This window comes from Streptomyces sp. NRRL S-378, from assembly GCF_000720645.1.
In the GTDB taxonomy this organism is placed as follows: Bacteria; Actinomycetota; Actinomycetes; order Streptomycetales; family Streptomycetaceae; genus Streptomyces.
The window spans coordinates 168493-178845 of sequence record NZ_JOBX01000024.1; the positions used below are offsets into that span (position 1 = coordinate 168493).

Here is a 10353-nt window from a genome sequence, read left to right on the forward strand (position 1 = left end):
CGCAGGTCACTCCTTTCGACCCCCGGGAGCCTACCCCGAACAGGTGCACCCACGGGCGACGGACCGCCTCAGCCGGCCCTGCGGTGCGCCTTGGAGCGGGACCTCTTCTCGATGTACATCCGCTGGTCGGCCGAGCGCAGCACCTCGTCGGCCGACATGCCGCAGCTGGCCCAGCCGATGCCGAAACTGGCGCCGACACGCACCGCGCGGCCGTCCACGCGGATCGGCGGGATGATCGCGTTGCGCAGCCGGACGGCGAGGTCCGCGGCGTCCGCGGCACCGAGCCCGTCGGCCAGGACGACGAATTCGTCACCACCCAGCCGAGCGACGGTGTCACCGTCCCTGACGCCCGTCGTCAGCCGCCGGGCGACCTCGATGAGGACCGCGTCGCCCGTGTGGTGCCCGAACCGGTCGTTGATCGACTTGAAGCCGTCGAGGTCGCAGAAGAGCACCGCGAGCCCCTTCGTCCCGTCGTCGACGTCGGCCGCGGGCGCCACCGTGTGCACGTGGTGGTCGTACGGTCCGTCCGTCGGGGCGGTCGGCGCGCCGGGGAAGTCGAAGGGATCACCCCCTGGGTACCGGTCGGGACCGTCGGCCTGGAAGCCGTGCTCTCCCCCGCCGCCCGCCTCCGCCCGCACCTCGTGGCCGTCGTGCGCCTCGCGCCCCTCGAAGGCCGCGTCCAGGGCCTCGATCGCGGTGGCCCGGGCGGACTGCGGCCTGCGGCACAGCCGCGCCCCGAGCCGGGCCCGCAGCTCGGCGCTGTTGGGCAGGCCGGTCAGCGAGTCGTGGCTGGCCCGGTGCGCGAGCTGGAGCTCGTGGCGCTTGCGCTCCTCGATGTCCTCGACGTGCGTGAGCAGGAAGCGCGGCCCGTCGGCGGCGTCGGCCACGACGGAGTTGCGCAGCGAGACCCACACGTACGTGCCGTCCCGGCGGCCCAGGCGCAGCTCGGCGCGGCCGCCCTCGGCGGAGGTGCGCAGCAGGGTGCCGATGTCCTCGGGGTGGACCAGGTCGGAGAAGGAGTAGCGGCGCAGTACGGAGGCGGGGCGGCCGAGGAGCCGGCACAGCGCGTCGTTGGTGCGCAGCAGCCGGCCGTGCTGGTCGCCGCCCATCTCGGCGATGGCCATGCCGCTGGGCGCGTACTCGAAGGCCTGGCGGAACGACTCTTCACTGGCGCGGAGCGCCTGCTGCTCGCGTTCCAGCCGGACCAGGGCGCGCTGCATGTTCGCGCGGAGCCTCGCATTGCTGATCGCAATCGCCGCCTGGAAGGCGTACATCTGGAGCGCTTCGCGGCCCCAGGCGCCGGGCCGGCGGCCGTTGCGCGGTCTGTCCACCGAAATGACACCCAGAAGTTCCCCGCCGGACGCGTACATGGGGGCGTAGAGCCGGTCCTCGGGATGCCACTCGTCCTCGAAGCGCGGATCGGGGCCGTCGGTGTGCCACTGGGGGACGTCGTCCTCCAGCAGGACCCAGCCCTCGGTGTGCGGGATGAAGCGGAGCCCGTCCCAGCACTCCCCCATCGTCAGACGGCGTTCCCAGGAGGCACGGGACCCCACGCGACCTGTGATGAGTGCCTCCGCGGCGGGGTCGCCCGCGAAGGCGGCGACGACCAGATCCCCGTCGGGGCGAACGAGGTTGACACAGGCGAGCTCATAGCCGAGGCCCACGACGATGCCGTCCACGACGGTCTGCAGAGTGTCCGCCAGGCTGCGGGCCGTGTTGAGATCGGCCACCACCCGGTGCAGCTGCCGCAGGGTCGCAAGACGGACGTACGGCTCCGACTCGGTCTCCATTGCTCGCTCTCCCCGAGACCTCGACAGCAACTCCAGGTTTGTCATCGGCGTTTCGTTGCGGTGTCCCGTCCACTGAATCACAGTGAGCTGTGCGGCAGGTACACAGGGTCAACAAATCTTGTCCTCTGTGAGTCAAGTCACATGAGATGAATAACGGTGCGCGCTGGGACGGTTCGGGCTGGGAGCGCTCCCCCTCATTCTCGTGAGCAAACGATACGCCCGGGCCTAGGCCGAGGGGCGGGGGCGCGACTCGGACCAGGGCCCGATGTGCCGTACGGGAGGGCGAGATTAGCGTTTCAGGGTGCTGAAGACGACCCCCGTACCCGCCCCGCCCGACGCGAGCCCCCATGCTGAGGGGGTGAGCAATGACGAGTTCCGCGCCGCGATGTCCCGGCTGGCCGCGGGCGTGTGCCTGATCGCCGCGCACGAACCCCCGCTGACGGCCGACGGGCCGCGCGGCGAGGACGTCGGCATGACGGCGACCGCCTTCCTGTCCGTGTCCCTGGACCCGCCCCTGGTGCTGGTGAGCCTGCGCGAGGGCTCCCGCATGGACGACCTGCTGGCGGAGCAGCCGCTGTGGGCGGTGTCCGTCCTCGCCGACCACCAGCTCCAGATCGCCGGCCGCTTCGCCATGAAGGGCCGCATCAGCGACCGGCTGCTCTTCGCCGACCTCCCGTACGAACGCGGCGAGGCCTCCGGCGCGCCCCTGCTCAGCGGCGCCCTCGCCACCCTGGAATGCCGTACGGAGAAGCGCGTCGAGGCGGGCGACCACACCCTGGTGATCGGCCGGGTCCTCACGGCCTCCCTGCCGTCCCCGGACTCCTCGCCGCTGACCTACTTCCGCGGACGCTACCGGCACCTGGGCTGATCCGGACGCGCCTACCAGTCGCGGCCGGTCCGGCCCCGCTTGGTCTCGGCCCGCGCCTTCTTCTCACGCAGCCGCCGCTCGTTGATCCCCCGCGGGATCTTCGTCGGCCGGCGCTGCTTGGGCGGCGGCGCCGTCGCCTCGGCCAGCAGCGAGGCCAGCCGGACCAGCGCCATCTCCCGGTTGCGCAGCTGCGAGCGGTGCTCGGAGGCCCGTACGGTCACCACCCCGGCCACCAGCCGGCCCGCGAGCCGCTCCAGCGCCCGCTCCTTCCAGACCTCGGGCAGCGCCTTGGTCGCCGCCAGGTCGAACAGCAGCTCCACGCGCGAGTCCGAGGTGTTCACGTGCTGCCCGCCGGGCCCGGAGGACCGCGAGAAACGCCAGGACAGCTCCCCCTCGGGGAGCACGACCGAACCGCGGATGACATAGGGACCAGGCATGCCCCCTATGATCCGTGCCCGCCCCGCCCGCGTCACCCGCATTTGCCGTCACCCGGAATTCACACCGGGAACCCGACCGGCCTCTCGTCGCGTTATAGAGGTCAGCGGTACTTTGACCGCCTGTACGTGCATGTCGGATGAGGAAAGGGACATTCCCATGGCTGTCAGCCTGTCCAAGGGCGGCAACGTCTCGCTCACGAAGGAGGCCCCCGGCCTCGCTGCCGTCACGGTCGGTCTCGGCTGGGACGTCCGTACGACGACCGGTGTCGACTTCGACCTCGACGCCTCGGCCATCGCGGTCAACGCCACGGGCAAGGTCGTCTCCGACGGCCACTTCGTCTTCTTCAACAACAAGTCCACCCCGGACCAGACCATCGTCCACACCGGTGACAACCGCACCGGCGAGGGCGCGGGCGACGACGAGGCCATCAACGTCAACCTCGCCGGCCTGCCCGCCGACGTGGACAAGATCGTCTTCCCGGTCTCCATCTACGACGCCGAGAGCCGCAGCCAGAACTTCGGCCAGGTCCGCAACGCCTACATCCGCGTCGTGAACCAGGCCGGCGGCGCCGAGATCGCCCGCTACGACCTCTCCGAGGACGCGGCGACCGAGACCGCCATGGTCTTCGGCGAGCTCTACCGCAACGGCGCCGAGTGGAAGTTCCGCGCGGTCGGCCAGGGCTACGCCTCCGGCCTCACCGGCATCGCCCAGGACTTCGGCGTCAACGTCTGAGTCCTCCGGGTCCGCCACTGACGGACACCGACGCGGGCGAAGTCCCCTCCCGGCCGTCCGGGGAGGGGGCTTCGCTACCGTTCCCCAGGTGATCATCCAACCGCTGGTCCCCGTGGACGGCGCCCTCCCCGGGCCGGTCCTGACCGAGGTCGCCGCCCTCTACTCGACCAACCACGCCTTCTTCGAACTCAGTGGCGACTTCCCCGACCCGAACCGCATCACGGTCGAACAGGTCGCGGCCGCCCTCGCCGACGAACTCGCCCACGACGGCGCGGAGATCCTCCTCGCCCGCAGCTCCGGCCGCCTCGTCGGCCTCGCCGCCACCCTCGCCCACAACCCGGCCGCCGCCCCCGGGGACGACGACCCCTGGATCGGCCTGCTGCTCATCGACGCCACCGCACACCGCGAGGGACACGGCCGCGCCGTGGCCACCCTGGTCGAGGACCGCTTCCGCGCCGCCGGACGCACCGGCGTGCAGATCGCCGTACTGGACAACAACCCCAAGGGCCTGGCCTTCTGGCAGTCCCAGGGGTACGCCCCCGTGCGCCGCGCCAAGGACCTCGGCATGGGCCGCGACTGCACGGTGCTGCGCAAGCCCCTCGGCCCCGCTTGACCGGGTCCAAGACCGTCGCGGGCCTACTTCGGGCGGGCCTTCCCGTACAGCCAGACGTCCCAGACCTTCTTCAGGTCATGGCCCGTCCGCTCCTGCGCGTAGGCGGTGAAGTCGGCCGTACTCGCGTTCCCGTGCCGGTGGTCGGCGGCCCAGCCGCGCACCAGGGCGAAGAACTTCTCGTCGCCGACCTCCTGCCGGATCCGCTGCAGGACCATCGCGCCGCGCTGGTACACCGGGCTCGCGGAGATGTCCTCCGGCCCGGGCGGGTCGGCCGGAGGGAAGGCGTCCCAGCCCGCATCGGCGGCCTCGTCGACGTCCGTGTCACCGGCCAGCAGCGCGTCGAAGTGCTCCTGCGCCGTCGGCCCGCCGTGGTCCTCGTCCCACAGCCACTCGGCGTAGGTCGCGAAGCCCTCGTTGAGCCACATGTCCTTCCAGCTCTTCGGCGACACCGAGTTGCCGAACCACTGGTGGGCCAGCTCGTGCAGCACCAGCGACTCGTCCCCGGGCGCACCCGGGTACACCGGCTTGGTCTGCGTCTCCAGCGCGTAGGCGAGCGTCCCTGAAGGCAGCACGACCGCACCCGCCGTACCGAACGGGTAGGGGCCGAACCGGCCGCTGCCCCACTCCACCATCTCCGGCAGCCGCGCCAGCGTCCGCTCGCTCGCGGCCGCCTCCTGCGGCGACACCGCGTTGTAGACGGCCACCCCCGACGGCGTCCGCCCGGTCGTCACCTTGTACGGGCCGACGACGGCGGTGGCCAGGTAACTGGCCATCGGCTCCGGGTTGTGCCATGCGAACTGCGTCCGCCCGTCGGCACCTTCGGTACGGGAACGCAACTCCCCGTTGGACACCGCCTCGTAGCCGCGGGGGACCCTGATCGTGATGTCGTACGCGGCCTTGTCGCTCGGGTGGTGGTTGCCGGGGAACCAGGTCATCGACCCGACCGGCTCGCCGACGCCGACCGCACCGGCCTCACCGGTGATCCAGCCCTCCCGGGAACCGTCCGCGTCCGTGAGGGCCTTCGGCCTGCCGCTGTAGACGACCTCCGTACGGAAGACCCGGCCCTTCTTCACGTCGTCGGCCGGACGCACGGTCAGCTCGTTGCCGGTCCGGTTGAACCGGGCCCCCTCGCCGTCGACGTCCACGCCCTCGACGTGCAGGCCGCTCAGGTCGAGGTTGAAGGAACTGAGCCCCTGCTCGGCGCGCGCGGTGATGACCGCCCTGCCGTGCAGCACCCCGTCGGCGGGGTCGTAGTCCAGGTCCAGCGCATAGTGCTCGACCTGGTAGCCGCCGTTGCCGGCCTTCGGGAAGTACGGGTCGCGCAGCCCCGACGCACCAGGCCGCCCCTGCACCGTGCCTCCCGTGCAGGCCGTGGTCACGGCGAGCAGGGCGGCTACGGCAGGAGCGGCGAGGCGGGGAAGTGCGCGGTGTTCCACACACCCGATCCTAAGCGGGCAAAGCGCCCGTCCTACTTGCCCAGCGCGTCCACACCGGCCTTGGCGAACTTCTCGTCCAGGTCGCCGCTCGGGGCGCCCGCCACACCGATACCGGCGACGGGAGCGCCGTCCACCTGGACCGGGGTACCGCCACCGAGGAAGAGCGTGCCGGGGATGTCCTTCAGGTTCGGGGCCTGGGCCAGCCGGCCCACGAGCACCGAGGTCGGCGCGTTCCAGGACACGGCGGTGAAGGCCTTGCGCTCGGCCGACTCGTAGGACTGCGGGCCCGCACCGTCGCCGCGCAGGGTCACGATGGTGTTGCCGTTGCGGTCCACCACCGCGACGGACACCTTCTGGTTCTCCGCCGCGGCGGCCTGGAGCGCGGCCTGGGCGGCGCGGGTGGCGGCGTCGACGGTCAGGTGGGTCGTCGTGGTGAGGTTCTTGTCGCTCGGGCCGTCCTTCTTCCCCGAGACGGCGACGGCCTGGGCGGCGGTGCCGGCGGGGCTCGCGCTGGCGCTCACGGCACCGAAGGTTCCGGCGCCCAGGGCGACGGCGAGGGCGGTACCGGTGAGAACGCGGGTGCGGGTCTTCATCTCTGCTCCTGAGAACGGTGCCGCGGTGACGGCTTCGGATCGGTCGGTCCGGGCCGGGCGGACCGGCTCCTTCACTGCTCCAAGCCTGGGCCCCCGAGCCCCTCCACCCCGTCCCCGTACCGGCTCGCCCCGCCCACCGCACCGGCTGACCCGGGGGTCATCCGATCGGCCGATGCGCGTCGCCTCTGGCGCGGGAACCATCGGCCTGTGCGGGTGCCCGCAACGCCGCCCGGGCCACGGCACGAGCCCGGGAGATCCAGCCCCTCCGGCGTCGAGGCGCGGGGTCCGGGGCGGAGCCCCGGTCTTCCAGCCCCGCCGGCGTTCCAGGCGCGGGGGCTGGCAGCACCCCCCGCAACGGCCCCGCAGACACCAGCCACCGCAGGCAACAATGGACGCACGCCCCGACCGAGGAGCACCCCGTGACCCCCGCACCGCCGCGCGACGACACCCGAACCCTCGCGACGGTCGCCCACACCGCCTTCTTCCTGCTCCTCGGCGCCTCCGTGGCCCGCTTCCTGCTCCGCCACCCCGGCGAACCCCGCACCCCGTGGGTCATCGCCCTCAGCGTCACCCTGGCCCTGCTCTACGTACTCGGCCCCGTACTCGGCGCCGCCCCCACCCGCCGCCGCCTCCTCTGGCTCGGCCTGGTCGTCACCACCTGGGTGGTCCTCGTCGTCCTCGCACCGAGCTTCGCCTGGTGCGCCGTACCGCTCTTCTTCACCTCCCTGCGCACCCTCCCGCCGCGCGCCGCCATCGTCCTGGTGGCCCTCCTCACCGCCTTCGTCGTGACCGCCCAGTTGCAGCTGTCCAAGTCCTTCGACCCCAACCTGCTCCTGGCCCCGCCCGCCGTCGCCGCCCTCGCCACCGCCGTCTTCGTCCACATGGAACGCCAGGCCCAGGCCCAGCGGGCCCTGATCGACGACCTGATCCGGACCCGCCGGGAACTGGCCGCCACCGAGCGCCGCGAAGGCACCCTCGCCGAACGCCAGCGCCTGTCCATGGAGATCCACGACACCCTCGCCCAGAACCTGTCCAGCCAGCAGATGCTCCTCCAGGCCGCCGACCGCACCTGGGACACCGACCCGGCCACCGCCCGCGCCCACGTCCGTACCGCCACCGGCATCGCCGCACACGGCCTCGCCGAGGCCCGGCGGCTGGTCCACGACCTGGCCCCGTCCGAGCTCGCCGACGGCGCCGGCCTCGCCGACGCCCTGCGCGCCCTCGACGCCGGACCCGACATCGAGGTCCGCTTCCACCTCGAAGGCGCCCCCACCCCCCTCCCGGACCGCGTCCAGTCCGCCCTGCTGCGCATAGCCCAGGGCGCCCTCGCCAACGTCCGGGAGCACTCCGGCGCCCGTACGGCCGCCCTCACCCTCAGCTTCCTCGGGGACCAGGTGGTCCTCGACATCGCCGACGACGGCCACGGCTTCACCGAGCCCCGCACCGACGCCGACGGGCGCGGACACGGCCTCCCGGCCATGCGGGCCCGCGTCCGCCAGCTGGGCGGCACCCTGACCATCGAATCCACGCCGGGCGAGGGCACCGTCCTCTCCGCGGCCATCCCCCTGGAGCCCGCTCCATGACGACGATCCTGCTCTGCGACGACCACGTGGTGGTCCGCGCCGGACTCCTCGCCCTCCTCGGCAGCGAACCCGACATCGACGTCCTCGGCGAGGCGGGCAGCGGCGAGGAGGCCGTCGCCCTGGCCGCGAAACTGCACCCCGACGTGGTCCTCATGGACCTCCAGCTCGGCGAGGGCATCGACGGCGTCGAGGCCACCCGCCGCATCACCGCGCTCCCCCGGCCCCCGCACGTCCTGGTCCTCACCACCTACGACACGGACGCGGACATCACCCGGGCGATCGGGGCCGGCGCCACCGGCTACCTCCTGAAGGCGGAACGCCCCGAGGAGCTCTTCGCCGCGATCCACTCGGCCGCCCAGGGCCGCACCACCCTCTCGGCGCCCGTCGCGAGCCGCGTCATGGCCCACATGCGCGGCGGCCGCCCCACCCTCACCGACCGCGAACTGGACATCCTCGGCCAGCTGGCCCGCGGCCTCGGCAACCGTGACATCGCCCGCGCCCTCTTCATCAGCGAGGCCACCGTCAAGACCCACCTGGGGCGCATCTACGACAAGCTCGGCGTCGACACCCGCGCGGGCGCCGTCTCCGTCGCGAAGGAACAGCGCCTCCTCCCCTCCTGACCCGTCCCGACGCCGGGGTGGGGAGCCCCCGGCACCCGTGACACCATCGGGTACGTGCTCGACATCGGCTACTCCCTCTCCCGGCGCTTCCCCGACCCCCCGCAGACCGACTACCGCTCGGCGGACGTCCACACGCTGCGGCACGACCTGTTCTGCGGGGACGTCTACCTCGCCGACACCGCCTCGGACCGGGAAGTATCCACAGCCTGGGGATGGGTGCCCGTACTGGACTTCGCCTGGGCGCTGTGCGACATCGTCGAGCAGCTCGACCAGGACCCGCGCGGCAGCCGCTCCGCCAACCGCCAGTACGCCGAACTCGACTTCACCGAGTCCACGGACCGCATGCTCTTCGAGCGCCGTTTCGGCTGGGTCGACGTCGAGGCCGACTGGATGCCGGCCGAGGAGGCCCCGCTGACCTTCAGCCACCGGCTGCTGCGCCGCGAGGCCCGTGACTTCCTGCACGACCTGCTCGCCGACCTGATCGACATGCACGATGGCCTCGCCGACAACCCGGCCATCTGGACCCTCCAGGCCCGCTTCCCGCGCGTCCCGGCGTAGGCGCGGCCGGTCAGCGCCCGTCAGCGGCCTCCGGACAGGAACTCCCGGAACACCGCCGAGGAGCGCGGGTTCTGCCCGCACTGCCACACGCCGTGCGGGCAGTAGTCCGTGATGCTGTGGTACAGCGGCCGGTGCTCGGCGAACCAGGCCAGCATGCCCCGTACGTACTCCGGATTGTCCCCGTGCCGGAACAGCCCCCATTCGGGGTACGAGATCTGCTTGCCGTGGGCCTTCGCGAAATCCACCTGCTGCTGGAGCCCGTACGGCTGGCGGACCTGCTCGTCGAAGGTACGGCCGGGCTCCTGGTCGTAGGAGTCCATGCCGACGACGTCGACCACGTCGTCACCGGGATAGCAGCTCGTCCAGGCGATCGCGTCACCCCCGCGGTTGGGGGCGTAGTCGAACCGGAACCGCTGCCCCTCCACCGAACGCATGGCCGCCACGATGCGCCGCCAGTACGCCTTCCAGTTCTCCGGGTCGGGACGGCAGCGGTGGGTGTAGTCGAAGCCGTTCATCTCCCACCCGAGCACGATCACCGTGTCCGGCACCCCGAGGTCGACCAGACGCCCGGCCAGCCGCCGGAAATGCTCGTCGTTCGCACCCCGGGCACCGGAGCGGATCAACTCCGCGACCCGGCCGTCGGACACACCGGCCTCGTTGCGCTCCTGCATGGGCACGTTCAGGACGAACAGCCGATCGGCCCTCTCCCGCCGCCACCGCGCCCAGCTGCGCAGGGAATCCGGCGCCCCTTCGATGTTCGCCCACGTGTCGCCGGGCAGATAGGTGTGCCCGGCGCGCAGCTCGGTGCCGCCGAGCCAGCGCGAGAGCTCCGCCATCCGCTCGACGCCGGGCGAGCCGTAGTGGAGATAGGCGCCCACAGCCGTCCCCGCGGCCCCGCTCCCCGCACCGCCCCCGGCCCCGTGCCGCGGCGGCCGCGTGTCGAGGACGCTCCCCGCGACGAGCAGGGCGACGGCGACCGCACCGGCACAGGCGCCCGACAGCCAGCGACCCCGATGGGACATGACACCTCCACAGGCCTCGTGCACCGGTGTGTCTGCCTGCACGTTAGACACCCGCCCCACCCCACCTGTCTCTTATACACATCTCCGAGCCCACGAGACA

The 10353-nt window shown here is 72.3% G+C and carries 11 protein-coding genes; 6 read left to right on the top strand and 5 right to left on the bottom strand.

Features of this window, described 5'->3' with window-relative positions:
- Positions 1 to 68: 68 nt before the first annotated feature.
- Entirely contained in the window at positions 69 to 1790 is a 1722-nt protein-coding gene (cdgB, locus tag IH80_RS0119040; RefSeq protein WP_030961909.1) for a diguanylate cyclase CdgB, read from the bottom strand.
- Between the two features lie 301 nt (positions 1791 to 2091).
- On the opposite strand from cdgB, the gene IH80_RS0119045 reads away from it, so the two are divergent.
- The gene (locus IH80_RS0119045) at positions 2092 to 2658 is read left to right on the top strand and encodes a flavin reductase family protein (RefSeq protein ID WP_078906617.1); all 567 of its coding nucleotides are present in this window, start codon (positions 2092 to 2094) and stop codon (positions 2656 to 2658) included.
- Between the two features lie 11 nt (positions 2659 to 2669).
- Here IH80_RS0119045 and arfB read toward each other — a convergent pair whose 3' ends face one another.
- On the bottom strand, positions 2670 to 3095 hold the full coding sequence (gene arfB / locus IH80_RS0119050; RefSeq protein WP_030961911.1) for an alternative ribosome rescue aminoacyl-tRNA hydrolase ArfB: 426 nt from the start codon (positions 3093 to 3095) through the stop codon (positions 2670 to 2672).
- A 157-nt stretch (positions 3096 to 3252) separates the two neighbouring features.
- Here arfB and IH80_RS0119055 point away from each other — a divergent pair, with 157 nt between their 5' ends.
- Positions 3253 to 3828 (top strand): TerD family protein, encoded by a 576-nt coding sequence (locus IH80_RS0119055; protein ID WP_030031143.1) that lies wholly within the window; start codon positions 3253 to 3255, stop codon positions 3826 to 3828.
- An 88-nt stretch (positions 3829 to 3916) separates the two neighbouring features.
- Positions 3917 to 4441, top strand: coding sequence for a GNAT family N-acetyltransferase (locus IH80_RS0119060; RefSeq protein ID WP_030961913.1), 525 nt, complete (start codon positions 3917 to 3919; stop codon positions 4439 to 4441).
- Positions 4442 to 4464: 23 nt separating this feature from the next.
- On the opposite strand, the gene IH80_RS0119065 is transcribed toward IH80_RS0119060, so the two are convergent.
- Together IH80_RS0119065 and IH80_RS0119070 are read right to left on the bottom strand one after the other, a co-directional pair.
- A complete protein-coding gene (locus tag IH80_RS0119065) occupies positions 4465 to 5877 on the bottom strand; it encodes a M1 family metallopeptidase (protein WP_030961915.1) in 1413 nt (470 codons plus the stop codon).
- A 32-nt stretch (positions 5878 to 5909) separates the two neighbouring features.
- Entirely contained in the window at positions 5910 to 6470 is a 561-nt protein-coding gene (locus IH80_RS0119070; RefSeq protein ID WP_030961917.1) for a GlcG/HbpS family heme-binding protein, read from the bottom strand.
- A gap of 419 nt (positions 6471 to 6889) precedes the next feature.
- Between IH80_RS0119070 and IH80_RS0119075 the strand changes: the two genes are divergently transcribed.
- From IH80_RS0119075 to IH80_RS0119085, 3 genes are read left to right on the top strand one after another with little or no spacing between them, the layout of a single operon-like run.
- Positions 6890 to 8053: a sensor histidine kinase gene (locus IH80_RS0119075; protein WP_030961918.1), complete on the top strand. Its 1164-nt coding sequence runs from the start codon at positions 6890 to 6892 to the stop codon at positions 8051 to 8053.
- A complete protein-coding gene (locus IH80_RS0119080) occupies positions 8050 to 8673 on the top strand; it encodes a response regulator (protein WP_030961919.1) in 624 nt (207 codons plus the stop codon). The genes IH80_RS0119075 and IH80_RS0119080 overlap by 4 nt, the downstream gene beginning before the upstream one ends.
- A gap of 54 nt (positions 8674 to 8727) precedes the next feature.
- Positions 8728 to 9231: a hypothetical protein gene (locus tag IH80_RS0119085; protein ID WP_030961920.1), complete on the top strand. Its 504-nt coding sequence runs from the start codon at positions 8728 to 8730 to the stop codon at positions 9229 to 9231.
- A 20-nt stretch (positions 9232 to 9251) separates the two neighbouring features.
- On the opposite strand, the gene IH80_RS0119090 is transcribed toward IH80_RS0119085, so the two are convergent.
- Entirely contained in the window at positions 9252 to 10253 is a 1002-nt protein-coding gene (locus IH80_RS0119090) for a glycosyl hydrolase (RefSeq protein WP_078906618.1), read from the bottom strand.
- Positions 10254 to 10353: the final 100 nt, after the last annotated feature.